This window comes from Labrys monachus (assembly GCF_030814655.1).
Lineage (GTDB): Bacteria > Pseudomonadota > Alphaproteobacteria > Rhizobiales > Labraceae > Labrys > Labrys monacha.
The window spans coordinates 4,589,133-4,615,631 of the sequence record NZ_JAUSVK010000001.1 but is presented as its reverse complement, the minus strand read 5'-3'; the positions used below and the strand labels follow the sequence as shown (position 1 = coordinate 4,615,631).

The 26,499-nt window shown below is 68.3% G+C and carries 23 protein-coding genes; 7 read left to right on the top strand and 16 right to left on the bottom strand.

Features of this window, described 5'->3' with window-relative positions; all coding sequences use genetic code 11:
• Positions 1–373 precede the first annotated feature (373 nt).
• From J3R73_RS21100 to J3R73_RS21080, 5 genes are all read left to right on the top strand, one after another.
• Complete coding sequence (locus tag J3R73_RS21100; RefSeq protein ID WP_307431448.1) at positions 374–1,615, top strand: sugar ABC transporter substrate-binding protein; 1,242 nt, start codon at positions 374–376, stop codon at positions 1,613–1,615.
• 150 nt (positions 1,616–1,765) lie between these two features.
• Positions 1,766–3,328, top strand: coding sequence for a sugar ABC transporter ATP-binding protein (locus J3R73_RS21095; RefSeq protein ID WP_307431445.1), 1,563 nt, complete (start codon positions 1,766–1,768; stop codon positions 3,326–3,328).
• A 5-nt stretch (positions 3,329–3,333) separates the two neighbouring features.
• On the top strand, positions 3,334–4,308 hold the full coding sequence (locus J3R73_RS21090) for an ABC transporter permease (protein WP_307431442.1): 975 nt from the start codon (positions 3,334–3,336) through the stop codon (positions 4,306–4,308).
• Between the two features lie 20 nt (positions 4,309–4,328).
• Positions 4,329–5,339: an ABC transporter permease gene (locus J3R73_RS21085; protein ID WP_307431439.1), complete on the top strand. Its 1,011-nt coding sequence runs from the start codon at positions 4,329–4,331 to the stop codon at positions 5,337–5,339.
• Positions 5,340–5,408: 69 nt separating this feature from the next.
• Entirely contained in the window at positions 5,409–6,632 is a 1,224-nt protein-coding gene (locus tag J3R73_RS21080) for a substrate-binding domain-containing protein (RefSeq protein WP_307437570.1), read from the top strand.
• Between the two features lie 40 nt (positions 6,633–6,672).
• On the opposite strand, the gene J3R73_RS21075 is transcribed toward J3R73_RS21080, so the two are convergent.
• Genes J3R73_RS21075 through J3R73_RS21055 form a run of 5 tightly spaced genes read right to left on the bottom strand, consistent with a single transcriptional unit; the run spans position 6,673 to position 12,416 of the window.
• Positions 6,673–7,713 carry a LacI family DNA-binding transcriptional regulator gene (locus J3R73_RS21075; RefSeq protein ID WP_307431436.1) on the bottom strand — a complete coding sequence of 347 codons (1,041 nt, stop codon included), beginning with the start codon at positions 7,711–7,713 and terminating at the stop codon, positions 6,673–6,675.
• A gap of 44 nt (positions 7,714–7,757) precedes the next feature.
• Positions 7,758–8,810, bottom strand: coding sequence for an alpha-hydroxy acid oxidase (locus J3R73_RS21070; RefSeq protein WP_307431433.1), 1,053 nt, complete (start codon positions 8,808–8,810; stop codon positions 7,758–7,760).
• Positions 8,807–10,390 carry an amino acid ABC transporter permease/ATP-binding protein gene (locus J3R73_RS21065; protein WP_307431427.1) on the bottom strand — a complete coding sequence of 528 codons (1,584 nt, stop codon included), beginning with the start codon at positions 10,388–10,390 and terminating at the stop codon, positions 8,807–8,809. Before J3R73_RS21065 ends, J3R73_RS21070 begins: the two co-directional genes overlap by 4 nt.
• A 43-nt stretch (positions 10,391–10,433) precedes the next feature.
• The gene (locus tag J3R73_RS21060; RefSeq protein ID WP_307431424.1) at positions 10,434–11,318 is read right to left on the bottom strand and encodes a transporter substrate-binding domain-containing protein; all 885 of its coding nucleotides are present in this window, start codon (positions 11,316–11,318) and stop codon (positions 10,434–10,436) included.
• 15 nt (positions 11,319–11,333) lie between these two features.
• Positions 11,334–12,416 carry an amidohydrolase family protein gene (locus tag J3R73_RS21055; protein ID WP_307431421.1) on the bottom strand — a complete coding sequence of 361 codons (1,083 nt, stop codon included), beginning with the start codon at positions 12,414–12,416 and terminating at the stop codon, positions 11,334–11,336.
• Positions 12,417–12,699: 283 nt separating this feature from the next.
• Between J3R73_RS21055 and J3R73_RS21050 the strand changes: the two genes are divergently transcribed.
• On the top strand, positions 12,700–13,539 hold the full coding sequence (locus J3R73_RS21050) for an NHL repeat-containing protein (protein WP_307431419.1): 840 nt from the start codon (positions 12,700–12,702) through the stop codon (positions 13,537–13,539).
• Between the two features lie 277 nt (positions 13,540–13,816).
• Positions 13,817–15,241 (top strand): DHA2 family efflux MFS transporter permease subunit, encoded by a 1,425-nt coding sequence (locus J3R73_RS21045; protein WP_307431417.1) that lies wholly within the window; start codon positions 13,817–13,819, stop codon positions 15,239–15,241.
• 38 nt (positions 15,242–15,279) lie between these two features.
• On the opposite strand, the gene J3R73_RS21040 is transcribed toward J3R73_RS21045, so the two are convergent.
• From J3R73_RS21040 to lhgD, 11 genes are all read right to left on the bottom strand, one after another.
• Positions 15,280–16,209, bottom strand: a complete 930-nt coding sequence (locus J3R73_RS21040; RefSeq protein WP_307431416.1) for a serine hydrolase — start codon at positions 16,207–16,209, stop codon at positions 15,280–15,282.
• Positions 16,210–16,216: 7 nt separating this feature from the next.
• On the bottom strand, positions 16,217–17,239 hold the full coding sequence (locus J3R73_RS21035) for an alpha/beta fold hydrolase (RefSeq protein ID WP_307431413.1): 1,023 nt from the start codon (positions 17,237–17,239) through the stop codon (positions 16,217–16,219).
• A gap of 8 nt (positions 17,240–17,247) precedes the next feature.
• Positions 17,248–18,009 (bottom strand): SDR family NAD(P)-dependent oxidoreductase, encoded by a 762-nt coding sequence (locus J3R73_RS21030; RefSeq protein ID WP_307431411.1) that lies wholly within the window; start codon positions 18,007–18,009, stop codon positions 17,248–17,250.
• Positions 18,010–18,052: 43 nt separating this feature from the next.
• A complete protein-coding gene (locus J3R73_RS21025) occupies positions 18,053–19,045 on the bottom strand; it encodes a branched-chain amino acid ABC transporter permease (protein WP_307431408.1) in 993 nt (330 codons plus the stop codon).
• The gene (locus tag J3R73_RS21020; protein ID WP_307431405.1) at positions 19,042–19,905 is read right to left on the bottom strand and encodes a branched-chain amino acid ABC transporter permease; all 864 of its coding nucleotides are present in this window, start codon (positions 19,903–19,905) and stop codon (positions 19,042–19,044) included. The genes J3R73_RS21025 and J3R73_RS21020 overlap by 4 nt, the downstream gene beginning before the upstream one ends.
• On the bottom strand, positions 19,905–20,615 hold the full coding sequence (locus J3R73_RS21015; RefSeq protein ID WP_307431402.1) for an ABC transporter ATP-binding protein: 711 nt from the start codon (positions 20,613–20,615) through the stop codon (positions 19,905–19,907). The genes J3R73_RS21020 and J3R73_RS21015 overlap by 1 nt, the downstream gene beginning before the upstream one ends.
• Positions 20,599–21,366 (bottom strand): ABC transporter ATP-binding protein, encoded by a 768-nt coding sequence (locus J3R73_RS21010; RefSeq protein WP_307431398.1) that lies wholly within the window; start codon positions 21,364–21,366, stop codon positions 20,599–20,601. The genes J3R73_RS21015 and J3R73_RS21010 overlap by 17 nt, the downstream gene beginning before the upstream one ends.
• 132 nt (positions 21,367–21,498) lie before the next feature.
• Positions 21,499–22,854: an ABC transporter substrate-binding protein gene (locus J3R73_RS21005; protein WP_307431396.1), complete on the bottom strand. Its 1,356-nt coding sequence runs from the start codon at positions 22,852–22,854 to the stop codon at positions 21,499–21,501.
• Complete coding sequence (locus tag J3R73_RS21000) at positions 22,838–24,121, bottom strand: M20 family metallopeptidase (protein WP_307431393.1); 1,284 nt, start codon at positions 24,119–24,121, stop codon at positions 22,838–22,840. Before J3R73_RS21000 ends, J3R73_RS21005 begins: the two co-directional genes overlap by 17 nt.
• The gene (locus tag J3R73_RS20995; RefSeq protein WP_307431390.1) at positions 24,121–24,915 is read right to left on the bottom strand and encodes an IclR family transcriptional regulator; all 795 of its coding nucleotides are present in this window, start codon (positions 24,913–24,915) and stop codon (positions 24,121–24,123) included. The genes J3R73_RS21000 and J3R73_RS20995 overlap by 1 nt, the downstream gene beginning before the upstream one ends.
• Before the next feature lie 351 nt (positions 24,916–25,266).
• A complete protein-coding gene (lhgD, locus tag J3R73_RS20990; protein WP_307431387.1) occupies positions 25,267–26,478 on the bottom strand; it encodes an L-2-hydroxyglutarate dehydrogenase in 1,212 nt (403 codons plus the stop codon).
• Positions 26,479–26,499: the final 21 nt, after the last annotated feature.

The window sequence follows — 26,499 nt, the reverse complement described above, 5'->3', positions numbered from 1 at the left end:
CATCCCGATCGCCGTCCGCCGCACCCTACATCCAAAGCAGGGGCCGCGTCGATGAACCCTGTGGAAAGGGCTTCCGGGCGACCGCGAGCTGCCGGCGATGGCGTCACGCCGCCGACGGGACGATCGTACCGAGCGTCGGCAAGTCCTTTCTCCATCGGCGATGGGCCCATGGCGAACGACGATTCGAAGCTTTTTGCCGTACCCCCTAAGGATAAATTTCGCGACCCGCGAGGGAGGAAGAGGTTCTGCTGAAGTTGCGGAAGCTCTGTCACGCAGGAGCGGCGAAACTTTCTCGATTCTCTTCGTCACGGTTCAGCCGTGCGGGCACTTAACGGGCGCGGCGGGGATCGATCATAAGAATAAGGGGGAGGCGATGATAAGATTTTTCTCAGCGGCCGTGCTGGCGCTGTCCATGACGTTCGGTGCAGCGGCGCAGGACGCCGCACGGCCGGACTTCATCCCGGAGAAGGACTGGGGCACGATCAAGAACCTCATCGATCCCGGCGGCGTGACGTGGGATCCCTATAAGGGGCTGGCCGTGAAGAAGGACGGCTCGCCCTACCGCGTCCTCTATCTGCCGGTGTGGATGGGAGACGACTACCAGGTCGTGGCCCAGAACCTGCTGAAGACCCAGCTGCAGGCGGCCGGCGCGACCTTCACCATGGTCTCGGCCGAGTTCGACGTGCCCACCCAGACGCGCCTGCTCGAGGATGCCATCGCCACCCATGCCTATGACGCCGTCATCATGCATCCGATTGATCCGACGGCGATGGCCTCGACCATCGACCGGGCCGTCGAGGCCGGGATCGACGTCTACAACTGGGTCTTGCCGGCCAACACCGACAAGCTGACCGGCTTTGCCGGCTATGACGCCGACAAGCCGGAGGGCAACGGGCAGATCGGCGCCAAATTCGTCGAACTCGCCAAGGCGAGCGGGGCCACGCCCGACAAACCCTACCGCGTCCTCGAGATCTGGGGCATGCGCTCCCTGCCGATCTGCCAGGCGCGCCACCATGGCGTCGGTCTGGGCCTGGCGGGAAGTCCCCTCGTCAAGGTGGTCGAATCCGTCGACACCGCGGGCCAGCCCGAGGTGATGACCAAGGCGATCCAGGATGCCTTCGCCCGCTACCCCGACATCAAGGCGATCTATCCGCAGTTCGGCGACGCCGGCGCCATCATCGAAGGTTTGAGGGCGGTCGACAGGCTGGCGCCCGCCGGCGATCCCAATCATGTCGTGGTCGTCCTCCAGGACATCGACAAGGCGATGCTCGCGCCGCTGCGCGACGGAACGTTCGACTACACCGTCTCCAACAATCCGTGGCACCAGATCGACGTCGTCGTGAAGCAGTTCCTTTGGCACACCGTCCTGAAGCAGCCGCTCGCCGATGGCGACGCCATCTCCGGCAAGGTGAAGCTGCCGCGGCGCGTCCTCCTGCCGATGCCGATGCTGACCGGCAAGACCATCGACACCGATGCGGCCCATATGTGGGGCGGGACCGTCGCCTTCACCGACATGCCGCTCGGCAAGTGGAACGAATGGCCGGTCCTCGACACCCGGGAAATGGGCCTGCCGACACCCGGGCTGGACGACCGCAAGCGCCTTCTCGGCTATTGACGGGGCCGGCCCGCGGCGCGCGAAACCTCTGAAAAGCGTCCGGTCGTCCGAACCGCCCCGAGAGGTGAAGGAGGCGGGTCGGGAGACCCGCCCACCGGCGTGCCGGCCGACCTGCTGCGCGTCCTCCCGAAACGCAATCGAGGCCCCGACGTGAACGACATCGTGCTGAGCGTGAAAGGCATCAACAAGTCCTTCGGGAGCGTCAGGATCCTGAAGGACGTCGCCCTCGACCTGCGCGCCGGCGAGGTCCATGCGCTGCTCGGTGAGAACGGCGCCGGCAAGAGCTCGCTGATGAAGATCCTGATGGGCGTCTATCGGCCCGACAGCGGCGAATACCATGTCCGCGGCGAGCCTGTCCGTTTTGCCAGCCCCTTCGACGCCCAGCGGAACGGCGTCTCGATGGTCTACCAGGAGTTCGGCCTCGTCCGTTTCCTGAGCGTGACCGAGAACATCCTGCTCGGGCGGCTCCCGACGCGCCGGGGCAAGGTCGACTGGCCGAAGGCACGCAGCGAGGCGAAGCGGCTGCTCGACCAGCTCGGCAGCGCCGTTTCGCCCGACGCGGTCGTCGGGACCCTCAAGATCGCCGATCAGCAGGAGGTCGAGATCGCCCGCGCCCTGTCCTATGATCCGGCCGTGTTCATCATGGACGAGCCGTCATCCGCGCTGTCGCGGGTCGAGATCGATAGCCTCTACGATCTCGTCCGGCGCCTGCAGCGGCGCGGGGTCGCCATCGTCTACATCTCGCACAAGCTGGACGAGATCTTCTCCCTGGCGGATCGCGTGACGATCCTGCGCGACGGGGCCGTCGCCACCTGCTGCCGCATCGGCGAGATCGACATGCCGCAGCTCATCGAGTCCATGACCGGCAAGCCGATGGGCGGCGAGGCGGTGTCGAGGCAGGTCTATCGGGACGGCGGCGAGCACCTGCTCGAGATCACGGGCCTGAGCGCCGACGGGCTGTTCGAGCAGGTCGATTTGAGGGTCGACAAGGGCTGCATCGTCGGCATCGCAGGCGTGGTCGGGGCCGGCAAGAGCGAACTCGCCCGTGCGATCGTCGGCGCGCTGCCCGAGGGCACCCGGATCAGGGGCCGGCTGCGCATCGAGGGGATCGACGTCGACGTCCGCGCCATGACGCCCAGCAAGGCCCGGCGCCTCGGCATCGGCTTCGTGAGCGAGGATCGCCAGGCCGAGGGCATCGTGCAGGACCAGTCCGTCGCCTTCAACGTCGTCCTGCCCGCGCTGGGCCGCGTCGCCAGGGCCGGCACGCTGGTGAAGCGCCGTGTCCGCGACCTGGTGGCCGGCATCATCGACGAGGTCCGGCTGCGGCCCAGGGAGCCGGCGAAGCTCATCGACTTCCTCAGCGGCGGCAATCAGCAGAAGGTCGTCATCGGCAAATGGCTGGCCGCCGGCTCGCGGCTCCTGATCCTCGACGAACCGACGCGCGGCATCGATGTCGGCGCCCGGCAGGAGATCTATGACGTCATCCGCAGCCAGGCCAGGGAGCGTGGCATCGGGGTGCTGTTGCTGTCGTCGGACATGCGCGAAATCCTGGTCGCGTCGGACCGCATCCTAATTATGTCGCAGGGCCGGATCCGGCGTGAGGTCGCCTCCGATTCGGTGAGCGAGCGCGACCTGCTCGAACTGGCGGTGGCCAAAGGCAACAGGGCCCGCGACGGCGCGGCTGAGAAGGTTGCGGCGGGAGGCTGGAAATGAGCGGCATGGTGCGGAATGACGACTTCCTGCGCGCAGTCATCCTCGTCTTGCTGGTGACGGTCTTCGGTCTCCTGACCAATGGCACCACCTATAGCGCGCTCGGCCTGTCTAACATCCTCCTGCAGAGCTCCATCATCGGCATTGCCGCGATCGGGCAGGCCTTCGTGGTGCTGACCGGCGCGATCGACGTCTCGCTCTACGGCATCGGCGTGTTTGCGAGCGTGCTCGCCGCCTCGACGATGACGAGCCGGTTCGACCTGAACATCGTCGGCGGCGATCCCTGGCCGGTGGCGGCGGGCGTCGCCATCATCCTTCTCGTCGGCATGGCGATGGGGGCGGCCAACGGCCTGCTTGTATCGCGGCTGCGTGTGCCGGCGCTGATCGCCACACTGGGGACGTGGCAGATCGGCTTCGGCCTCGCCCAGGTCGTGGGCGGCGGCTACACCATCACCAACCTGCCGCCGGCGCTCGGCATCGTCGGGCAGGGGAAGATCGCCGGCATACCCTTCCCGGTGATCGAGATGTTTCTTCTGTTCGCGATCGCCCATTTCGTGCTGCGGCACACGTCCTTCGGGCGCTCCGTCTACGCCATCGGCGGCAATGCATCGAGCGCGTATTTGTCCGGCATCAAGGTCCGGCGCGTCCAGTTCCTGGTCTTCGTCATTTCGGGCCTCATGGTCGGCCTAGCCGCGCTGTCGATCGAATCCCGGATGATGTCGGTTTCCATCCGCACCCTGAGCGGGCTGCAACTGGACAGCATCGCCGCCGTGGCGGTCGGCGGCGTCAGCATCTATGGCGGGCGCGGCACCATCCTCGGCGTCCTGCTGGGCACCCTGATCCTGGCCGTCATCGACAGCGGACTCGGAGCGATGGGGGCGAGCACCGACGTCCAGAACACGGTCAAGGGCGTCATCATCATCCTGGCCGTCTCGATGGAGTTCTTCCGCAGCCGCGGACAGCTCGATCAGGCGACGCCCTGACCCTATTCGGAGGAACGATCGTGTCGGTCGACGGCCAACAGAATGCGGCGGCACTCTCCCGTGACAGGCGCGCGAGGCTCGACTTGCTGACGAGCGGCAATGTCATCCGCCTTGCGATCCTCGTCCTGCTCGTCGCGGTCTTCGCCGTGATCACGCGCGGGGCCACGATCGGCCTGGAGAACCTTTCCAACGTGCTGATCCAGTCTTCCATCAGGGGCATCGCGGCATGCGGACAGGCGATGGTGGTGCTGACGGCGGGCCTCGACCTCTCGGTGAGCGGGGTGATGGCGGCCGCCTTGATGACTGGCGGCAGCCTCATCACGATGAATCCGCAATACAGCCTGTTCGGCACGCCGATATCGCCGGTCCTGGGCATCGCCGCGATGATCGCGGTCGGCGTGGCGTTCGGCACCGCCAGCGGCACACTCGTCGCCCGGCTGCGGCTGCCCGCCCTGATCGTCACCCTCGGCGCCTGGCAGATCGGCAACGGGCTTGCCTATCAGGTCACGGGCAGCGGCTTCGTCGATAAGCTGCCGGCGAGCATCGCCTTTATCGGCCAGGGAAGCCTGCTGCACGTCCCCAACCCGGTGATCCTGTTCTTCATCGTCGTGGCCCTCAGCCATTTCCTGCTGCATCGCACGGCCTTCGGCGCGGAGATCTACGCCGTGGGCGGCAATGCGCGCACCGCCTTCATCAGCGGTGTGCGGGTCGTGCGGGTCCGCATCGCCGTCTTCGCCGCCGCGGGCTTCTTCTACGCGATCGGCGCCGTCATCAGCATGTCGCGCTACATGAGCGCGACGCTGGCCCAGTCGACGGGGCTGGAACTGTCGACGATCGCCGCCGTCGCCATCGGCGGCGTCAGCCTGTCGGGCGGCAAGGGAAGCATCCTCGGCGTGTTTCTCGGCGTGCTGATCATCGGCGTGATCGACAACGGATTGAGCGTGACCGGGGTCGGGCCCGCCTATCAGGCGATCCTCAAGGGCGCCATCATCATCGTCGCCGTGATGTCTGATGGGCTCCTTCGGCGCTGACGGCCTGGCCCACCCAAATCCGGCAGCGCCGTACGGCAATATTCAACGAGACCTCGGAGAGTGAACGTGATGCTCGGCTTTGAGATGTGCAAGAAATTGCTGCGCCTTTGCGCGGCGTGCGTCATTGCGGCTGCGATCGCGGCCCTCGGTCTGTCGTCCGTCGGGGCCGCGGCGCCGACTGTGGAGGAGCAGGCCAGGGCGTTGGCGGCCGTCCCGAAGGACGCCGTTCAGTATTACGACGGTTATTGGTATTCCGCCGACATCGTCAGCGACCCGCTCGCCAACTGGAAGCCGCACGCGCCGCCCTGGCAGATCTGCCACAATGATTCCTATCTGGGCAATTCCTGGCGGGCCAACCTCGTGGCCGAACTGAAGGCTCTCACCAGGCAACTGGCCGATCAGGGCCTCGCCAAGCCGGACCTGATCGTCACCAACTCCAATGGCGACATCAATCTCGAACTGACGCAGCTGAAAGCCCAGATCGCCCAGGGCTGCGATCTGATCATGAGCTATCCCGGTTCCGCCACCGGCCTGTGCTCCGCCATCAAGGACGCCTTCGACAAGGGCATCCTCGTGGTGACCATCGATGCGCCGGTGACCTGCCCCGGCGCCCTCAACGTCGCCAGGAACGCCTATTTCTACGCCAAGGCGCAGGGCGACTGGATCATGAAGGCGCTGAAGGGCAAGGGCAACGTCGTGATGATGAACGGCCAGCCCGGCACCTCGGACACGGCGGCGAACCGGGATGCCTTCCTGGAGGCGGCCAAGGCCTATCCCGGCATCGAGGTCACCGGCGACCTCTACGGCATGTGGACGGGCTCGGTCGCCAAGTCGGAGATGCTGAAATTCCTCGCCACCCATCCGCAGAAGGTCGATGCCGCCTGGTCGACGGGCAATATGGGCGTCGGCATCGGGCAGGCCTTCCAGCAGTCGGGCCGTCCCGTTCCGATCGTCACGGACGTGACCAACAATTGCAGCTTCCTCGCTTTCTGGAAGAAGCAGAAGCTCGATACCATCACCCTGGTGCAGGATGGCGGCCCGACCGCCTATGAGGCCTTCGTTCCGGCGCTCCACGCGATGGTCGGGCGCAAGCCCAAGGTCAACACCATCTTCTTCCCGCTGCCCAGCATCACCAACGCCAACCTCGACGACTACTACGAGCCGTCGATGACGGTGCAGAGCACCTGTTTCGCCAACGGCAAGGACCTCCATCTCGTCGACGACGCCTATTTCGACCAGTTCTTCACCGGCGACGCGAAGGTGCCCAAGGTCGAGATCGTGCCGACCGAATGAGGTCGGCGGCGCGGCCGCTATGCCGCGCGTCCGCGACCCATCAGGGATGGAGCGGCGAGATCGGCTCCCGATGCCCGCCGGGCCTCGGCGGTGCCACCGTGGCGCCGCGTACGAGCGCGACCGGCAGCGGGACCGGCGGCGGTTCCGCGTCGAGGCCGAGCGCGATCCGCGCTGCGAGGGCACCCATCTCCTCCAGGGGCAGCCGCACGGTGCTGAGGCGCGGGACCATGTCCGCCGCGAGCGGGACGTCGTCGATGCCGATGACCGACATGTCCCGAGGCACGGCGACGCCCGCCTCGCGCAGCGCCGCCATGGCGCCGACGGCCATGAGGTCGTTTGCCGCGAACACGGCGGTGAAGCCGGCCTCCAGCGGCCGGAGGCGCCGGACGCAGTCATAGCCGGACCTGCGGCTGAAATCGCCTTCCTCGACGGCATAGTCGGACGGGGCGAGGCCGAGCTGCTCGGCCTCGCTGCGAAATCCGAGCAGGCGATCCCGCGACGTGGTCGAGCCGGCGGGGCCGCCCACGAACAGGATGCGCCGATGCCCCTCCCGCACGAGGCAGCGTGTCGCCTGCCGGCCGGCGTCGAAATTGTCGACCTCGACGGCGAGGACGCCGCTGGCGCCCGGCGGCGTCGGCCGTCCGCAGAGGACGAGCTTGCGGTCGTCGCGGGCGAAGGCGGCGGACTGCCGGACGATGGAGGACTGGATCCTCTCGTCGTCGCTGCCGCCGCCGAGCACGATGACCGCATCGACCCGCTGGCTGCGGAGGGTCTGGAGATAGGAATCCTCGGTCGCCGCGTCGCCCTGCGTGCTGCCGATGACGATCAGGCGTCCGTTCTCGTTGCAGATCCTCTGGATCGGGCGGATGATCTCCGAATAGAAGGGATCCGACACGTCGGCCAGCACCACGCCGACGATGCCCGTCCTCGCCTGGACGAGGGCCTGAGCATGGGCGTTCTGGACATAATCGATGTCCGAGACGGCGGCGAGCACCCTGTCGCGGATGGGCTTGGAAACGGGATATCCGCCGTTGAGCACCCGCGATACCGTCGCCGCCGAGACGCCCGCGCGGTCCGCCACATCCGCTATCGTCGATCGGGATCCGGATCGCTTTCCCCGCATGGCTAGGCCTGTGCGCGGATGATCTGGTCGGCGCCGAGATCGCCGAGCTTCGCCGCGCCCATCCAGCTCGCGATCGCCGCCGTCTCGTCGATGAGGGACAGCAGAAGACGGCGCACCGCGCTCTCTCCGCCCGCCGCCAGGGCCAGGATCACCGGCCGCACGACGACCGCGATGTCGGCGCCGAGCAGGCTGGCGATCACGATGTCGCCGCCGTTGCGGATGCCGCCGTCGACGAGGATCGCGGCCTTGTCGCCGCAGCGCGCCCGGACGGTGCCGATACGGTCCACGGCGGCGACCCAGCGCCCGAACTGCCTCGCTCCGATGTTGGAGACCAGCAGCCCGGCGCATCCCGTTTCGAGCGCGGCGGCGCCGTCGTCGGGATGCAGGATGCCCTTGGCGATGACGGCGAGGCCCGCTGCCGCGGCGTGGCGCTGCACGTCGGCGACATCCGTCCAGCTCCAGGCCGGGAAGGGCGGCAGGGCGGCGACGCCGGAGGGATCGCCGATGGTGCTCCAGCCCCGCTCGCCGATGCGTCCGGCGATGTCGACGCCGCCCGGATGGAGGCCGGGGCGCGGATGCACCGGCGCCAGCACGGTCAGCACCACGCCCCGGGCGCCGTGCCGCGCCGCCTCGTCGACGAGGCGGAGGACGCGATCCTTCGGCCCGGCGGCGCGCAGCTGCAGCCAGAGCCGGCCATGCATCGCCGCGATCTCCGCCAGCGGCGTGATGCATTCCTCGGAGACGATGAGCGGCAGGCCGAGCGCATGGCAGACTTTCGCGATCGGGCCGATGCCGTCCGGCGACAGGAGGCGGTCGGCGGCATAGGCGCCCACGGCGAGGGGGGCCGGCAGGTCCTCTCCGAAGAAGGGCGTGGCGAGGTCGATGCCGGCCTGGCCGCGCATCGTCCGCGGGATCAGCCGGTAGGCGGCGAAGGCCGCCTCGTTCGGGTCGCCGGCGCCTTCGGCCAGATCGATCGGCTGTCCCTGCACATAGCGATGGAGTTCTTCGCCGAGGGCGCGTCTCGCCGCCGCGTGGAGATCCGTCTTGATGCTCATCGCTCTGCTCCGGCGCTCTGCCCGATGCTTACGGGGAGCGCGACCTCCGGCTCGCCGCGCCCTTCCTCGGCCGGCATGTGCCGGAGGAAGGAGGCCAGCGCCGGGGTGGCGGGGCGGGCGAGGATGTCCGGCCCGCCTTCCTCGGCGATGCGGCCGCCGTCGAGGAAGACGATGCGGTCGGCGACGCTCGCCGCAAAGCCGATGTCGTGGGTGCTCAGCAACATGGTGATGCCGGTATGGGCGAGGGAGCGGATGGTCTGGTTGACTTCGCCGACGAGCTCGGGGTCGAGCGCCGAGGTGGGCTCGTCGAACAGGAGCAACTGCGGGTCGCCGGCGAGCGCGCGGGCGATGCCGACGCGCTGCTGCTGGCCGCCGGACAATTCATGGGGCAGCCGGTCGGCGAACCCGGCCAGGCCGACCTTGATCAGGGCGACGCGGCCGCGATGGGCGGCCTCGTTGGAGGCCAGGCGCTGAACCCAGCGCGGGATGGACATGGCGTTCTCGAGCGCGGTGAGATGTCCGAAGAGGGCGAAGTTCTGGAACACCATGCCGATCCGGGCAGCGGCGCGGGCCTGGACGAGCTTCCGATAGGGCAAAGGCCGTCCGGTCCCCGCCGACCCGATCGGCTTGCCGGCGACCAGGATGCGGCCGGCGGTCGGCGTGGTCAGCGCGAGGACCGATTTCAGCAGCGTGCTCTTGCCGGAACCGGAACGCCCGAGCAGCGCGACCACCTCGCCCGCTCGGATGCGCAGGTCGACGCCCTTGATGACCTCGACGCCGCGATAGCCGATATGGATGCCTTCGAAGGCCAGCAGCGTCCCGGCCGTCTGCAGGTCTGCGGCCCGAGGGGCGGGGACGTCGAGAGGCGGCGTTTCCGCGGGCAGGCCGGCGCCGGCTTTCGGGAGCGGGCGGACCGCGCCGCGCCTGGCCTTCTCCGCCAGGCTGAAGCGCTGCTCCATATATTGCTGCCCCCAGGCCAGCACCGTCGACATGACGATATACATCGTGCCGGAGGCGACGAGCACCGGCAGGAACTCGAAATTCTGCGAAACGATGGTCTGGCTGCGCAGCGTCAGCTCGTTGACGCCGACCACGGAGGCGAGCGAGGTCGATTTCAGCAGGCCGACGGCTTCGTTGCCGAGGGTCGGGATGATGGCGCGCAGGGCCTGGGGCAGGACGATGACGAAGAGTTCCGTCCCGCGGGAGAAGCCGAAGGCCTCCGCCGCCATGCGCTGGTCGCGGTCGACCGAGCCGATGCCGCCGCGGATGATCTCCGCGCAGAAGGCGGTCTCGTTGATGGTGAGGGCGAGCAGCGCACTCGTGAACGCGCTGAGATAGATGCCGGCCTGCGGCAGCACGTTGAACAGCAGGATGAGCTGGAGGAGCTGGGGCGTTCCGCGGATGATGTAGATATAGGCGCGCACGGGATAGCGCAGCCACCAGCGCTTCGAATCGCTCGCCAGCGCCAGGCCGAGGCCGACGACCAGGCCGCCGAGAAGGGACAGCACCATCAGGGCGACGACGATCAGGCAGCCTTCCAGCAGGAAGGGCAGGGTCAGGTAGTGAAAGAACGCTTCCATGCCTCTTCCTCGTGGATGCCGGCGCTTCGCCTCGTCTTCGCCGTCACTCCTTGTCTTCGGCGGGACGCTCGGACTCCGCGCCCTGGCCCCATTTCGCCAGCAGGACCTTCTCGATGCCCTGCGCCTGGATCGCCTTCATCGCATCGAGCACCGCCCCGCGCATCAGCGTGTTCTCCTTGGCGATCGGGAAGCCGTTGAGGATCGGCAGGTCGATCGAGAAGGCGTTCTCGAGGCCCGAGGCGGATTTGGCCAGGGCGTTGGCGTCGGACAGCGCGGTCAGATAGATGTCGGCCCGGCCGCTCTGCACGGCCTGCACGCTGTTGTCGGTGTTCTGGACGAGCAGCAGGTTGACCTCGGGCTTGCCCGCCGCCTTGCACTTCTCCGACTGCGGTGGAACGAGATTGACGGCTTCATAGGTGCCGGCTGCCGCCGCCACCGTGGCGCCGCACAGGCTGTCGAGCGATGTCATCTTGTGCGCCTCGCCCTTGCGCACCACCGAGCCGTCGATGACCGCGAAGTTCGAGATGAAGGCGACCTGCTTGCGGCGCACGTCGGTGACGTAGAGCGAGGGGCCCATATCGGCCCGCCCGCTGGTGATCGAGGTCAGCAGGACGTTGAAGGATCCGTTCTGGAATTCGTAGGTGAAGCCCAGGCAGGCGCTCATGTAATTGATGAGGTCGGGGTCGAGGCCTTCGATGACGGTCGGGTCGGCGGCGCTGGGCGCCTCGAAGCCGACCGTATAGCCGCCGAGGCCGATGGTGAGCTTCTTGCCGGTGAGGGCAGGATATTTGGTCCGCAGCGCGGCGCATTCCGGCGTCTTGCCGAACGCCTCGACGGTCGGCAGCTCGGCCGCCTTGACCGGCAGCTGCGAGAGCAACAGGCCGGCGGCCAGGCCGAGCGTGAGAGAGGCGAGTAGGCGTCCTATCATCTTGGTTCCCCTTTGTTATCGGATGAATTTGCCGAAGGCCGGCGTTGCGGCGGCGCTCCCGCCGGAGACGATCGCCACCACTTCATGGGTGAAGAGGGCGGCGGAGAACGGCTCGCGTTCGGGATCGCGGATCTCCGGCGCCGTGCCGCCGGCGCTGCGCGGCGCGAGAATCGCCACGCCGTCACGGTGCTCCGCCCCGAAGACCGCCGCGGCGGAGGCGCCCGCCTTGTCGAGCAGGGCCGCCTTGTCGAGCCCTTCCCGTTCGGCGAGCGCGAGAAGCGCGGGCAGGAAATGCTGCTGCAGGCGCAGGCCCGGTCCCGCCGTCGCGCCGGGCGCGACGTGATCGGTGGCGATCACGTCGACGAGCGACAGGACGTCCCTGGCGAAGGGCGCCCTGATCTCATCGCTAAGCGGCGAAGGCCGCACCACGAGGTTCCGGCGGGTATCGGCCGGGAGCGGCAGGAGATACTGCGGCGAGGTGGCGATGCGGGTGCCCTGTCTCGAGCCGCGCATGGCGGCGACGTCGTCGACCGAGGTCGCATGGCGGAAGCAGATCCTGCCGCCGGACTCGGCGAGATCCGCCACCATCCGCGCATCCTGCACGAAGACCATGGCCAGCCATCCGGCGCTCCACACGGCCTCCAGGTTGCGCGCGAAGTCCGGCGCGCGGGCATAGAGCTTGCAGGCCTTCAGCACCGGCAGGTCGGCCGCCTCGCCGGCAAAGCCGGCGAGCCATGCCGGAAATCCGGAATTGTCGCCGTCGGGGGGCGCCGTCGGAAGCAGGCGCACCGAGGGCAGGCGGCTGCACCCGGCCAGCGACAGGAGCGGGCCGCGCTCGCGCGGATCGGTGAAGCGATGCCAGTCCACGCTGCAATTGAGGGTCGACACGCCGCCGCGAAGGGCGGTCTCGACATCGCCGTCCCGCAGGCCGCCGCCGTCCAGCGGCAGGAACGTATCCGCATCGTACAGGGAGGGACATGCGAGCCAGCCGCGGGCGTCGAGCCTCACCGTCTCGCCGGCAAGGCCCGGCAGGTCGACGGCGATATCGCGGTCGACAGGATCGGTCAGCGAGGTCAAACCTTGGAGTAGGACGGGCATCTGCAAGCCAAGAAAGCGTTTTCCTGCCGCGTTTGAGGGCAGAACGGCAAAACTATGGGTTGCGGCACGCCGACAAGTCGACATCAAATTTTGGGCATGGGCGCCTCAAAACATGTCAGGAATCGGCTAGGCTCCTCGTCGTCCCGGCGCCTCGGGGGCGCATGGGCGGCGTGGGCCGCCGGGATATAGAAAGCGCTTTCTACAACGCAGGCCGGCGGCCCGGTGCAGGGCTTCGGCACAGCTCAAAGAATAGGCAGGCATTGGCATGGATCGGCAACTTCGAGTGGCCCTGGGGCCCCAGACCTACCGCGTCGAGCGCCCCTTCGGGGGCCTGAGGCCGGCGCAGGGCAGCGTGACGGATGTTGCGGTCGATGCCGGCGGCAACGTCCACGTCCTCGTGCGCCGCGACGGCCTGGTGGACGGGGACGACAAGGCGGTGTTCGTCTTCGATCCCGCCGGCGAGCCGATCGGCGCCTGGGGCGACGATCTCGTCATGGACGCCCATATGCTGGCCCCCGGCCGGGACGGCATCCTTTTCGTGGTCGACCGCGACGCGCATGAGGTGATCCTCTGTCGGGACGGCCGGCGGGTCGGTGGCATCGGCGGCCGGCATCGGCCCAACGAACCTTTCAACCATCCGACCGACGTGGCGCAGGCCGCCGACGGCACCCTCTATGTCGCGGACGGCTATGCCAACGCCCGCATCCATCGCTTTGCCCCGGACGGCGCGCTGCTGCAGAGATGGGGCAGCCAGGGCGACGGCCCCGGCCAGTTCATGACCCCGCATGCCGTCTGGGTGATGCGCGACGGCCGCGTCGTCGTCGCCGATCGGGAGAACAATCGGCTGCAGGTCTTTTCGGCCGACGGAGCGCTCCTCGATATCTGGCACGGCTTCGAGAAGCCGATGGACATCTGGGGCGACGATGACGACCGCCTCTACGTCACCGACCTCGTGCCCTCGCTGACCCTGCTGTCGCCGGCCGGCGAGCGGCTCGGCCGGTGCCGGCCCGTGCTCAACGTCGCGCATGGCATCTGGGGCGGCCCGGACGGCTCGCTCTATCTGGCCGAGCCCAATCCGAACAGGGTGACCAAGCTCGTGCCGATCGACGCGTCGTCGCCATAGGCGGCTCCGCGCTCCGATCCCCCTCGGGGCGCCGCAGCTGAAGATCCGGGGCCATCCCGTGCGCGCTGCGCCCTGCGAGGGAGCGGTGTAGACACGGGACCGCCGGCGGAAGCAGCCGCTTCCCGGCAACGATCGGGGATCGGCGTTGCCTCACGCAGGTACAGCATCGCCTCGGCCCGGAGCAGCCGAGGATCGGCAGATTTCGCTTTCGGCGCTGCCACGCCTGACCTATGCGTAGGGGACAGGCGACAGACCTCCCCGGAGCCGTGCCATCGACGTGCCCCCGCTACCATCCCCCGCATCGAGCAAGCAGCTCCTTCCCTGGCTGGTCGCTGTCGCCTTCTTCATGGAATCGCTCGACACGACGATCCTGAACACGGCCGTGCCGACCATCTCGCAGGCGCTTGCGGTCGCTCCGCTCAGCATGAAGTCGGTGCTGGCCAGCTACACCCTCAGCCTCGCCGTCTTCATCCCGATCAGCGGCTGGATGGCCGACCGTTTCGGCACGCGGCAGGTGTTCGCCTCGGCGATCGGCCTCTTCACCCTCGGTTCCCTGCTCTGCGGCATCGCGAGCAACATCCATCTCCTGGTCGCCTGCCGCATCCTGCAGGGGTGCGGCGGCGCCATGATGGTCCCGGTCGGACGCCTCACGCTGGTGCGGACCTTCGCCAAGGCCGAACTCATCCGCGCCATGAGCTTCGTCGCGATCCCCGGCCTGGTCGGCCCGATGCTGGGGCCCCTGGTGGGCGGGCTGATCGTCGACTACCTGCATTGGCGCTTCATCTTCTTCGTGAACCTGCCCATCGGCATCGCCGGCCTCGTCCTCGTCTATCTGCACCTGCCCGACTATCGCGAGCCGAACGTCAAGCCGCTCGACGTCGTCGGCCTCATCCTCTTCGGTTCCGGTGTCGCCCTGTTGTCCTATGTGCTGGAGATCTTCGGCGATCATACGCTGGGGCTCGGCGAAATCCTGGGCCTGCTCGCTTTGTCGCTGGCGCTGATCGGGGGCTATGGGCTGCATGCGGCGCGAATGGCCTTCCCGCTGCTGCAACTGGCGCTGTTTCGCATCCGCACCTTCGGCACGGCCGTCAGCGGCAGCTTCTTCACCCGCCTCGGCATCGGCGGCGTGCCGTTTCTCCTGCCGCTGCTCTACCAGGTCGGCCTCGGCTTCTCGCCCGTCCAGTCCGGCCTGCTGATCATGCCGCAGGCGCTCGCGGCCATGAGCACGAAGTTCCTCGTGCCGCGTGTCCTCAGGCGGTTCGGCTACCGCGCCGTGCTGATCTCCAATACCATCGTCCTCGGCCTGTTGCTGATGCTGTTCGCGGCGGTCGGGCCCGCCACGCCGCTCTGGGCCATCGTGCTGCTGGCGTTCTCCTACGGGGCGTTCACCTCGCTGCAATATACGAGCATGAACACCCTGGTCTATGCCGACATCGACGATGAGAAGACCAGCAATGCGAGTTCCATCGCCAGCACGGTGCAGCAGATGTCCATCAGCTTCGGCGTCGCCGCGGCGGGACTGACCACGGCGTTCTTCGTTCCGGACAGCCTTCGCTCCAACCCCGCCGTGATGATCGAGGGCATCCACGACGCCTTTCTCACGCTCGGCGCGCTCACCATCCTCTCCACGATCGTGTTTCATCGCCTGAAGAGCGGGGACGGCAACAAGGTCAGCCAGCAGAAGGATCTCCATCTCGGCTGACCGCCGCCATTCAGGCCAGGCGAGCGGCCGGCGCCGGCCTAGCGCGTCTCGGCCTCCAGCACCACGAGTTCGGCCATGCGGCCGAGGCAGTCCTCCAGCACGTTCTTCTGCCCGTTGAACCGGCCGGTGAGGAAGCACATCACCACGGGCGGGCCGCGCCACGGCGTCGCGATCGCGATATCCGAGGCGATGAAAGGCTCGAAATTGCCGGTCTTGTGGGCGATGCCCGCGCCCCAGACGAAGCGCGGGATGAAGCTGCGCAATTGCTGCCCGGCCAGGATTTCGAGCATCAGGGCGCAGGAGGCCTCCGACGCGCATGTCCGGGCGTGGATGCGCGCGAGGAGTTCGCCGAGGGCCCGCGGCGTCGCCAGTGAAAAGGGCTGGCCGACCTCGAAGTGGTAGCGCGCGCGGGCATCGGCGGTTCCGGCGGCGCCCAGGGCGGGATAGCCGCGGCGCGCGAATTCGCCCGGCGGCATCCGGGCGAGTTCGGGATCCATGCTGCCGCCGAGCGCCCGGAACCAGTCCAGGGCGGTGCCGGTCATCTCGATGCCGTCGATGCCGAGCTCTGCCATGGCGGCGTTGACGGCCGCGACGCCGCCGGCCGCCTCCAGGCAGATGTCGGTGGCGGTGTTGTCGCTCACCACCTCCATCAGCCACAGGGCGTCGCGCAGGCGGAAGGTCGCGCCGGCGCCGAACAGGCGCAGCACGCCGGTGCCGAGCCGCTTGTGGTCCTCCTCCAGCGTGATCGGCTGGTCGAGGCTGACCTCGCCGCGATCGACGCGCCGCATCAGCGCGACCAGGATGGGCACCTTGATCAGGCTCATCGTGTCCATCTTGCGGTCGGCCTCGATGGCGATCTCCTCGCCATTGTCGAGGAAGCGCACATAGATGCCCCATTGGGCGTTGGCGCTGGCGGCGAGTGTCCTCAGGCGCCGTTCGAGCACGGCAAGGCGCGTCAATTCGACCATCGGGTCCTCACGAGGCGAGCAGTTCGGCGATGCGGGCGTTCACGAAAGCGGTATCGGCTGGGTTGGCGCCGGCATTGCCGGCGACATGTCCCCAGATCGAGGGGATCGGCACGCAGCGGGCGTTGCGCATGCGGGCGACCTCGGCCTCGTTGTCCGCAACCGGGAAATAGAGGTCGGTCGCGCTCGGCATCACCGTCGCGCGCGCCTCGATCGCCGCCAGCGCCGCCGGGAAGTCGCCGTTGTAGAGTTCGTTCGCGCTGATGTCGGCATGCTGCCAGCTCCAGAGCATGGCGAGGAGATCGTTGGGATCGCGCTCCTGGAACAGGGTATCCCAGAAGCGTTCGAGGAAATCGTCGGTGGAGGCGAAGCCCATCACCTTGAGGTCGACCTCCTCGCGGTAGAAGGCCTGCGAGAAGGCCCAGCCGGCATAGATGCGGCCGAAGGCCTTGAGCCCCTCGATCGGCTTTTCGACATAGTCGCCGCCGCGGAAGAGGCCGTCCGCCGACAGCGTCGCCTTGAGGCTGGCCAGGAAGACGTAATTGTGGCGGGAGCAGCGGGCGGCGCCGCAGAACGGCGCGATGCGCTCGACCATGGCGGGAAACAGGGCGCCCCAATGGAAGCTCTGGATGGCACCCATCGAGAAACCGGTGACGAGCTGGACGCGCTCGATGCCGAAAAGCTCGGTGACCAGCCGATGCTGGGCGCGGACATTGTCTGTTATCGTCACCCTGGGAAAGCGCGGCCCGTCGAACGGCGCTGGCGTGTTGCTCGGCGAGGAGGACTGGCCGTTGCCGAACAGCCCGAAGACGATGATGAAATAGCGTTCCGGATCGAGCGGGGAGCCGTTGCCGATGCGCGCCTCGTTCTCGGCGATCAGGCCGTTATAGGCGCAGGGAAAGACGATGACGTTGTCCTTCGCCGGCGACAGCGTGCCATAGGTCTTGTAGGCGAGCTTCGCATCGGGCAGCACCGCGCCGCTCTGCAAAGCGAGAGCGCCGAGGTCGAAGAGGTCGTAGTCGGGAGCGGTCATGGTCGGCCTTACCTGCACATGTAGCCGCCATCGGCGATCAGTTCGGCGCCGGTGACGTAGGAAGCCTCGTCGGAGGCAAGGAAACAAACGACGGCAGCGATCTCGTCGGGACGGCCGAGCCGGCCCATCGGCACGCGCGCCTCGAGCCAGGCGGAGCCGGCGTCGGGATCGTCCATGATGCGTACCATGGCGGTGTCGATGACGCCCGGGCTGACGACGTTGACGCGGATGCCCTGCGGCGCCCATTCGGCCGCCATGCTGCGGGTGAGGGCGACGAGGCCGCCCTTGCTGGCGCTGTAGGAGAGGGCGGCATCGCCCGTGCCCGAGCGATAGGCGCCCACCGAGGCGATGTTGACGATCGCCATCGGCTGGGCAGCCGCTGCCGCACCGGCGGCCCGCGCCGCGACGGCGGCCTGGGCGACGAAGAAGGGCGCCTTGAGATTGATGTCCTGGTTGAAGTCCCAGTCCTGCGCCTCGACCTTCGCGGCCGGCGACAGGGCGTAGACGCCGGCGGCGGAGACGACGATCTCCGCCGGCCCGCCCAGCAGGCCGACCGCCTTCGCCACCGCCGCGCGGGCGGTTTCGGGTGTGCGCAGATCGCCCGCGACCCGATGCAGCGAGGGCGCGGCGGCGAGGCGCTCCAGTGCCGGCTCGTCGCGGTCGAGCGCCGCGACGGCGGCGCCTTCCGACAGAAGCCGCGCCACGACGGCGGCGCCGATGCCGCCGGCGGCCCCGGTGACGATCGCTCTTCGGCCGGCAAAGCGGCTCATCGGTTCGCCCTCGCGAGAGCGGGACATGGCGGCGGGGGCGGGTTCATGGGGCGCCTTTCTCATCGAGAGCAACCGAAAGCGGAGCGGGGGCCGCCGGCCGTCGCCAACGCCGCAGCGACCAGATGCCGCCGGGCAGGAAGCGCAGCGTCAGCACGATCAGGGCGGCGACGATCATGTAGCGGAAATTGCCGAGCGAGGAGAGTTCCTCGGTGCCGACGGTGAGGACGAACGCCGCCAGGATAGGCCCGTAGATCGTCCCGGCGCCGCCGACCAGCACCATGGTGAGGAGCAGGGTGGTCAGCGAGAAGGAGAACACGTCGGGGGAGGCGACGATCAGGTAATGCGCATAGAGGCAGCCGGCGAGGCTGGTCGGGATGCTCGAGATCACGATGGCGAGCACCCGCTGCCGGCGTGCCGGGATGCCGCGGCTGACGGCGTAGTTCTCATAGTCGCGCAGGGCGACGAGGCTGAGGCCAAAATTCGAGGTGGCGAGCCAGCGCATGGCGATCGTCGAGGCGATCAGTAGGATCTCGGCGGCATAGAAATAGGAACGCGGGTCGGAGCCGAAGGCGAAATCGCCGATCTGCAGGTCGGGCACGCCGATCAGGCCGACGGGGCCGCCGGTGAGGTCCTTCTGGCTGTTGATGAGGGCGACGCAGAGCTGGGTGAGCGCGAAGGTCACCAGCGCCACATAGATGCCGCGCAGCCGCAGCGCCAAGGCGGAGACGATCGCCCCCACCACCATCACCACGGCGACCGCCAGCACCAGGTCCCACCAGACCGGCAGGTCGAACTGCAGCGTCGAGATCGCCGCGACATAGGAGCCGATGCCGAAGAAGGCGACATGGGCGAAGTTGAAGATGCCGGCATAGCCGAGCGTCAGGTCCCAGTTCGAGGCGACGACGGCATAGAGCAGCGAGAGGATCGCCAGGTTCTGGGCGACGGCGCTGGTCAGCACCTGCGGGGCGGCGAGTGCCGCCGCCAGGACGAGGACGGCGCCGAGGATGCGCCAGGCGGTGAAGCGGTCGCGGATCATGCGGGGCGCCCCATCAGCCCGGTCGGCCGGACGACCAGGACAGCGATCAGCACCGCGAACAGCACGACGGGCGTCCAGTAGATGCCGATATAATAGGAGGCGAAGGCTTCGATCAGGCCGATGGCATAGGCGCCGAGGATGGTGCCGGGCAGGCTGCCGAGCCCGCCGAACACCACCACCACGAAGGCGCGTAGCAGGGGATCGGTGCCCATGTCGGGGCTGATGTTGAACAGCCCGCCGAGCAGGATGCCCGCCACGCCCGCGAGCACGGCGCTCATCGCGAAGGTGAGGATGTAGACACGCTGCACGCTGATGCCGAAGAGCTGCGCCGCATCCTGGTTCTGCGCGACGGCGCGGATAGCGAGGCCGGTGCGGTTGCGCGTCAGGAACAGCCAGAGGCCGACCAGCAGCAGCGGCGCCAGGATGATGGTGAGGAGGTTCTGCGCCTGGATCGGCGTGCCGGCGACGGTGACCGTGCCCTCGACCAACTGGTCTATGGTCTTGAAGCGGCCGCCGAACACTTCCAGCACCAGGTTCTGCATGAAGATCGAGCCGGCGATCGTCGTCATGATCACCGCGAGCTCGGCATTGGCCTTGCCGACCCAGGGCCGGACCAGCAGGAAATAGAAGATCGCGCCGGCGACGATGAGGAAGGTCAGGCTGGCGAGGATGCCGACCGGCAGGCCGAGCCCGAGCCCGTCGGGCGCCGAGACCCACCAGGCGACATAGGCGCCGGCCATCAGCAGCACGCCATGGGCGAAGTTGAAGACGCCGAGCGAGCCCCAGACCAGGGACAGGCCGCTGGCGACGAGGGCGTAGAGGGCCCCGGACACCAGTCCGCTGACGATGATGGCGCTCATCAGGCCGCGCTCCCGAAATAGCGCTTCAGCACGTCCTGGTGCTGGAGCTGGCTCCGATCGGCGATATCCATGGCCACGCGCCCCTGTTCGATGAGATAGAGCCGGTCGCAGAGGCCCAGCAGCATGTCGATGTCCTGGTCGACGACGAGCAGGCCGACGCCGGTCTCGGCGATGGCGTGGATCGCCCTGGCGAGCTCGCTGCGCAGCTTGGGCGCGAGGCCCAGCGTCGGCTCGTCGAGCATCAGCAATTTCGGGCAGCCCATCAGGCCGGCCCCGATCGCCGCCATCTGGCGCTCGCCGCCGCTGAGCGTGTTGCAGCGCTGGTGCCGGCGCTCGGCGAGGCGCGGGAAGAGAGCGAAGACCTCGTCCAGCGTCCGGCGCCGCTGCGGCCAGGCGCGCGTGGCGTAGGCGCCGAGCGTCAGCGCCTCGATCACGCTCATGCGCGGCAGCAGCGTGCTGCCCTGCGGCACATGGATCAGGCCCTCGGCGACGACGGCCTGCGGCGACAGGCCGGTGATGTCGGTCTCGCCGAAGCGGACGCGACCGAGCTTCGGCCTGATCAGCCCGGAAAGCGTGCGCAGCAGCGTGGTCTTGCCATGGCCGTTGGGGCCGAACAGCCCGACGCGCTGGCCGTCGACCACGATCGAGATGTCGTGCAGCACCTGGACCCGGCCGTAGCCGGCGTTGAGGCCATCAACCTGCAAGCGCATCGGCCGCTCCCTCGCTCTGGCCGCCGAGATAGGCGTCGATGACGCGCTGGTCGCGCGCCACGTCCGCCGGGGTGCCCTCGACGAGCTTGCGGCCGAAATCCATCACCATCACGCGTTCCGAGATGCCGAACAGCAGCGGCAGGATGTGCTCGATCAGGAGGATCGCCATGCCGTCGTCGCGGAAGCCGAGGATGAGCGACTTCAGGTCCGCCACTTCGCTGGCCGTGAGGCCCGAAGCCGGTTCGTCGAGCATCAGCAAGGGCGGCCTGGTGACGATCGCCGAGGCGAGCATCAGCCGCTTGGTGCCGTAGACGGTGAGGGAGGCCGCCGGATCGCGCCGCCGGGCCGAGAGGTCGAGCCGCTCCAGCGCGCGGTCGACGGCCGCCGCCAGCTCCTTGCCCCGCAGGTCGGCGCCGAAGGCCGCGCCGAGCCTGACATTCTGCTCGACCGTGAGGTTGGCGAAGGAGGTCTCCTTCTGGAAGGTGCGGGCGAGCCCCAGGCGGAAGATGCGATGCGGCGCCATCGCCTCGATGCGGGTGCCGCGGAAGGTGATCCTGCCTTTGTCGGCCTTGAAGGGAATGCCGGTGATCACGTTGAACAGGGTGGTCTTGCCGGCGCCGTTGGGCCCGGCAATGCCGAGGATCTCCCGCGGCCCCAGCCGCAGCGAGACGTCGTCGACGGCGACGAGCGCGCCGAAGGACCGGCAGATCCCTTCGACTTCCAGCAGGGGCTGTGGGCTGCGCGCGTCCATCCATCGGTCCTTCGAGGTGTTCGACATCCGTCTCGTCATTCCCGGCGGGCGCAGCGAGGGAAGGCAATCCATGTCACGGGGGCACCGCTCCCGCCCATGGATCCCGCTTCCCGCGCCGCTTCCGGCGGACCGTCAGGTCTTCGGCTTCGTCGTCATCCAATAGGGCTGCTTGAACGGCGACTGGGCCACGAAATCCGGGCTGATGATGTATTTTCCGCCCTTGTCGTCGACCTGGTAGAAGATCGTCGGCATGTAGTCGTCGCCCTGCTTGGCGAGGTGCGTCTTGGGGTCGAAGGCGATGCGGCCGGAGGGGGTGTCGACATCGAGCTTGCCGATGCAATCGCCCATGGCGAGGTGGTCGGCCGGATCGGTGCCCTTGGCGATGCACAGGGCGTAGAGATGCACGTCATTGTAGCCGGCCACCGAGAAATAGCCGCCCGGCCCGAATTTGGCGGTGTATTTGGCGGTGATGTCCTTGGTGTCCGGCCGGGAATCGATGGCGCCGCCGAGCATGTTGAAGATCACGCCCGTCGCCTTGTTGTGCGTCATCTGGTTGAATTCGGGAATGACCGGCGCGTATTGCAGGAAGAGCAGGGAGTCGGTCGGTTGCTCGATGAACTGGTTGAAGAAGGTGGCGTCGCTGGCGGGCGACCACTCGGTGACGACGATGGCGCCGGGCTTCACGTCGCGGATATGGGCGAGCTGGGTACGCCAGTCGGTGACGCTCTGGAACGGGACCGTCTCGGTGCCGACCACCTTCCAGCCGGCCTTCTCGAAGCTGTCCTTGAGGCCGGTGGCGATGGTGGTGCCGTAGGGATCGTCCGATCCGATGATGTAGACGGTCTTGGCGGGCACGGCGAGCTTGCCCTCGCTCAGATATTTGTCGAGCAAAGGCGGCAGGTCGGTGCTGTAGCCGCCATAGTCCGGCACGCGGGACCACACGGTCGGAAAGCCGGCCGGGTTCTTGGAGATGATGCCCTTGGTCGCTTCCGCCCCGCCCGAGATGATGTAGGGCATCTTGGCCTTGGCCATCAGGTTGATCTCGAAATTCGAGGTGCTGGCATACGGCGCGATGATGAGGTGGAGATCGGAGGCGCTGGTGAGGCGGCGCACGGCCGTGATCACGGCGTCGGAGCGCTGGCCTTCGGTGTCGCCCTTGTCGAAGGTGAGGATGTAGCGGGCATCCTTGCCGCAGACGCCGCCGGCGGCGTTGAGCTCGTCGGCCGCGAGCGTGGCGGCATTGTAGATGTCGTTGGCGTCGGCCGCCATGCCGCCGGCGCTGAAGGGCGCGAGCACGCCGATCTTGATCGTCTTGACGGCGGTCGCGGTGCAGGTGGTGAGCGAGGCCACGGTCGGCGCCGGTTCGGCCTTCTCGGCCGCGGAGGCCGCCGGGGTGGTTGCCGCGAAGCCTGCCAGCAGCGCCGCGCCCATCAGGAGCGAGCGCCGCAATGCCTTGGCGGCCGGGAGATGGTCAGAGCTTTTTTTCATTGTCGGTTACCCCATGGTTGGCCGCGTGGATCCCCGGCGGCGCGGGGTCGTTCCCCTCGCCGTCGGGCGAAGGCAGAGTGGTGCGGGCGGCTCCCCGGCCGCGGCGGGTCTCGGCCGGATCGAGGCGCAGGATGGTGAGCGCGAGCGCCTGCGCGCGGGGCACGACGGTGTCGGCCTCGACATATTCGGCGGGCGAATGCGCATTGCCGCCGACCGGCCCCAGGCCGCACAGCGTCGTGGCGCCGGCTGCCGCCGCGAAGCCCGAATCGGCGCAGGCGCCCGTCGCCTCCGCGCCGACCTCGAAGCCGAGATCGCGGGCGGCCTGCCGGTAGCGCTCGAAGAGCGCCCGGGTGCCGGCGTCCGGCGGCATCGGCACGAATTCGCCGGTGATGTCGAGGCGGGCCGAGGAGCCGGGGACCCAGCTGCGCTCGACGATGGCCGCGATCGCCGCCATGATGCCGGCCCTGTCCTCGGCGCGCGGATAGCGCAGGTCGATCAGCGCCTCGGCGCCCGGCGCGGTGGTGTTGACGGACTGGCCGCCGGAGACGACGCCGACATTGACGGTGATGCGGTCGTCGGTGAGCGCATGCAGCGCCAGCACCTTGTGCGAGAGTTCCTCGACCGCGCTGATGCCGGCGCGGACATCGATGCCCGAATGCGCCGCCTTGCCCTTGATCGCCATGCGCATGAACACGCCGCCGCGGCGCTCGACCACGACATTGCCGGAGGGCCGCCCCGGCTCGGCGTTGAAGGCGAAGTCGGCCTGCGCCGCTTCCGCTTCGATCAGCGGCCGATAGGCGGGCGACCCGACCTCCTCGTCGCCGGTGAACAGGCCGGTCAGCGGCCCGCCATGGCCGCCGCAGGCCTGGAAGGCGGCGAGCACGAAGGCGTTCATGACGATGCCGGCCTTCATGTCGGCGACGCCGGGGCCGCCCGCGCGGCCGCCGGCGAGCCCGAAGGGCCGCCGCCCCGCCTCGCCGACCGGAAAGACGGTATCGAGATGGCCCATGAGCAGGGCCGAGGGACCGTTGCCCCCGGCGACCCGCACTTTCAGGCCGTTGCCGAAGGGAGGCCCGGCGATCGCCTCGCCGGACAGGCCGTGATCGGCGAAGAAGCCGTGCAGGCGCGCCGCAACCGCCCCGACGCCGTCGGCATGGCGCGTGCCGCTGTCGATGTTGACGATATCGGCGAGGAGCGAGAGCATCTCGCTTTCCCGGGCGGCGAGCCAGGCGACGATCCGGCGTTCGGCGGCGGCGAGGCCGGCCATCAGACGCCCCTGCCGATCTGGATCTGCCCGGCGCCGGCATGGCTGAGGGCCCGCGCCGTCTCGACGGCGAAGGGCGAGAAGCGCTTCTCATACTCGCCGGGCTCCCATTTGGTCAGGCTGCCGGCGATGTGGACGGCGGCGACCGGCCGCCCGGCGGCATCGCGCACCGCAGCGGCGACGGTGACCTCGCTCGGCGCGCTCTCATTGACGACGAAGCCATAGCCGCGCGCCCGCGTCCGGCCGATCTCGACCATGATCCGTTCGGGATCGGTGACCGTATCCGCCGTCATCGGCTTCAGGTCCGATTGCGCGAGGATGGCGCGGACCTCGTCGTCGGGCAGGGCCGCCAGCATGGCGCGGCCGCCGGCCGAGCAGAAGGTAGCCATGCGGCGGCCCATCAGCGTCGAGAATTGCGGGTATTCGCGCTTGCCGTGCAGGCGGATGACATAGACCAGCGTGGTGCCGTCGAAGAGGCTGAGATTGGTGCGTTCCCCGCAATCCCGGCGCAGCTGCAGCAGGATGGGCGTCGCCACCGTCACCAGCGGGTGGGTGCGCAGGAAATGGAAGCTGAGGTCGAGGCATTTCTTGCCGAGGCAGAAACGCCCGGTCTGCGGATGCTTTTCCAGATAGCCGGTTTCCACCAGCGTGTGGGTGCAGCGCTGCGCCTGCGGCTTGTCGAAGCCGGTCAGGGCCACGATCTCGCCGAGGCCGAGATATTGCTCCGTCTGGCTGAAGGCTTCCAGCACCCGCATGACCTTGTCGAAGGACTGAATGAAGAGGGGCGAACGTTCCATACGCAATTCCAATCGCTGGTTCCTTCCGCGAGGGACCCAGCATGAGACTGGTCGAAGAAGTATCGCATAGCAATACTATATATTGCATGATGTCACACATCTTCGAGGTCGTCCAGTTTGCCTGCATGATTTTCCGGCATGGGCGCGCAATGCTCAAAATTCGGGCGGGCTGCCCGTGAAATGCGCGTACGGAGGGGATGGATTGTGCATCGCGCGGGGCGGCCGTCGACCTTTGCCCCGGTGCCGCGCGCAAGGGCGCATGCGGGCCCGACCGGGCGATGCCTCGGCAGGCCGGAAAGCAAGGGTGAGCTTCACATACCGGCTCGACGGCCGGCGATCTGCCCTGCGGCCTCAGGCCTGCCGCCATCCGAACCGTGCGACCGCGCGGTCGACGATCTCGTTGCCGATCGGCAGGGCCGACGTCGCGGCGGGCGAGGGGGCGTTGCACACATGGATGGTGCGGCTGGTCTCGCGGATGAGGAAATCATGCACGAGCGTGCCGTCGCGCAGCACCGCCTGGGCCCGGATGCCCGGCCGGTAGGGGGCGAGATCGGCGAGTGTCAGCTCCGGGCAGTAGCGCCGGCACAGCTGCAGGTAGCGCCGTCTGCTCAGCGAATTCCACATTTCCAGCACGCCGGAACGGAAATTGCTTCGTATCACCTTCCTGAAGCCGGGATAGGCGATCATCTCCCGCATGTCGCGCAGGCGGATGTCGCCGAAGCGGTAGCCCTCCCGCGCGAAGGCGAGGACGGCGTTCGGCCCGACCGTGACATAGCCACCGATCATGCGCGTGAGATGGACGCCGAGGAAGGGCAGGCCTGGATCGGGAACGGGATAGATCAGGTGGCGGACGATCGCGTCCTTGTCGCTGCCCAGGCGGAAATACTCGCCGCGAAACGGCACGATGCGGAAATCGAGATCGAGGCCGCACAGGGCGGCGATGCGGTCGGCCATCACGCCGGCGCAGGCGATCATGTGGCGCGCCCAGATGGTCTGCCCGCCGGCCTCGATGACCACACCCGCCGGCTCCTCGCGGATGGCGCGCACCTCGGCGCCGGTGATGATCGCGCCGCCCCGTTCGGCGACCAGCGCCGCCATTGTGCGGGCCACCCGGCCGTAATCGACGATGCCGGTGGCCGGCACGAAGAGGGCGCCGAGCCCCCTTATATGCGCCTCCCGCCGCGTCAGCTCCGCCGCGTCGAGGCGCTCGACCTCCAGACCGTTAGCCAGGCAGCGCTCCTGCAGCGCCGCCATGCGCGCCATCTCCACATCGTCGGTCGCCACCAGCAGCTTGCCGCATTGCTCGAAGGGGAGGCCGTGGTCGCGGCAGAAGCGGATCGTCGCGGCGGCGCCTTCCTTGCACAGCCGCGCCTTCAGGCTTCCCGGCTGGTAGTAGACGCCGGCATGGATCACGCCGCTGTTGCGGCCGGTCTGGTGCAGCGCGAGCTCGGCCTCCTTCTCGATGACGACGAACGACAGGCCGGGAAAGCGCTCGCTCACCGCCAGCGCCGTCGCCAGGCCGACGATGCCGCCCCCGACGATGGCAAGATCGAAGCTGCTCATGAATTCCTCCCTCGCCATCGT

Bases quoted from the DNA above. Each gene is read 5' to 3' on its own strand.
- J3R73_RS21080 (WP_307437570.1), top strand. From the start codon at position 5,409: ATGCTCGGCTTTGAGATGTGCAAGAAATTGCTGCGCCTTTGCGCGGCG.
- J3R73_RS21000 (WP_307431393.1), bottom strand. From the start codon at position 24,121: ATGGCCGGCCTCGCCGCCGCCGAACGCCGGATCGTCGCCTGGCTCGCC.
- J3R73_RS21015 (WP_307431402.1), bottom strand. From the start codon at position 20,615: ATGCGCTTGCAGGTTGATGGCCTCAACGCCGGCTACGGCCGGGTCCAG.
- J3R73_RS21035 (WP_307431413.1), bottom strand. From the start codon at position 17,239: ATGACCGCTCCCGACTACGACCTCTTCGACCTCGGCGCTCTCGCTTTG.
- J3R73_RS21090 (WP_307431442.1), top strand. From the start codon at position 3,334: ATGGTGCGGAATGACGACTTCCTGCGCGCAGTCATCCTCGTCTTGCTG.
- J3R73_RS21060 (WP_307431424.1), bottom strand. From the start codon at position 11,318: ATGATAGGACGCCTACTCGCCTCTCTCACGCTCGGCCTGGCCGCCGGC.
- J3R73_RS21040 (WP_307431416.1), bottom strand. From the start codon at position 16,209: ATGGTCGAATTGACGCGCCTTGCCGTGCTCGAACGGCGCCTGAGGACA.
- J3R73_RS21055 (WP_307431421.1), bottom strand. From the start codon at position 12,416: ATGCCCGTCCTACTCCAAGGTTTGACCTCGCTGACCGATCCTGTCGAC.
- J3R73_RS21100 (WP_307431448.1), top strand. From the start codon at position 374: ATGATAAGATTTTTCTCAGCGGCCGTGCTGGCGCTGTCCATGACGTTC.
- J3R73_RS21020 (WP_307431405.1), bottom strand. From the start codon at position 19,905: ATGAGCGCCATCATCGTCAGCGGACTGGTGTCCGGGGCCCTCTACGCC.
- J3R73_RS21070 (WP_307431433.1), bottom strand. From the start codon at position 8,810: ATGAGCATCAAGACGGATCTCCACGCGGCGGCGAGACGCGCCCTCGGC.
- J3R73_RS21010 (WP_307431398.1), bottom strand. From the start codon at position 21,366: ATGGACGCGCGCAGCCCACAGCCCCTGCTGGAAGTCGAAGGGATCTGC.
- J3R73_RS21030 (WP_307431411.1), bottom strand. From the start codon at position 18,009: ATGAGCCGCTTTGCCGGCCGAAGAGCGATCGTCACCGGGGCCGCCGGC.
- J3R73_RS21065 (WP_307431427.1), bottom strand. From the start codon at position 10,390: ATGGAAGCGTTCTTTCACTACCTGACCCTGCCCTTCCTGCTGGAAGGC.
- J3R73_RS20995 (WP_307431390.1), bottom strand. From the start codon at position 24,915: ATGGAACGTTCGCCCCTCTTCATTCAGTCCTTCGACAAGGTCATGCGG.
- lhgD (WP_307431387.1), bottom strand. From the start codon at position 26,478: ATGAGCAGCTTCGATCTTGCCATCGTCGGGGGCGGCATCGTCGGCCTG.
- J3R73_RS21025 (WP_307431408.1), bottom strand. From the start codon at position 19,045: ATGATCCGCGACCGCTTCACCGCCTGGCGCATCCTCGGCGCCGTCCTC.
- J3R73_RS21005 (WP_307431396.1), bottom strand. From the start codon at position 22,854: ATGAAAAAAAGCTCTGACCATCTCCCGGCCGCCAAGGCATTGCGGCGC.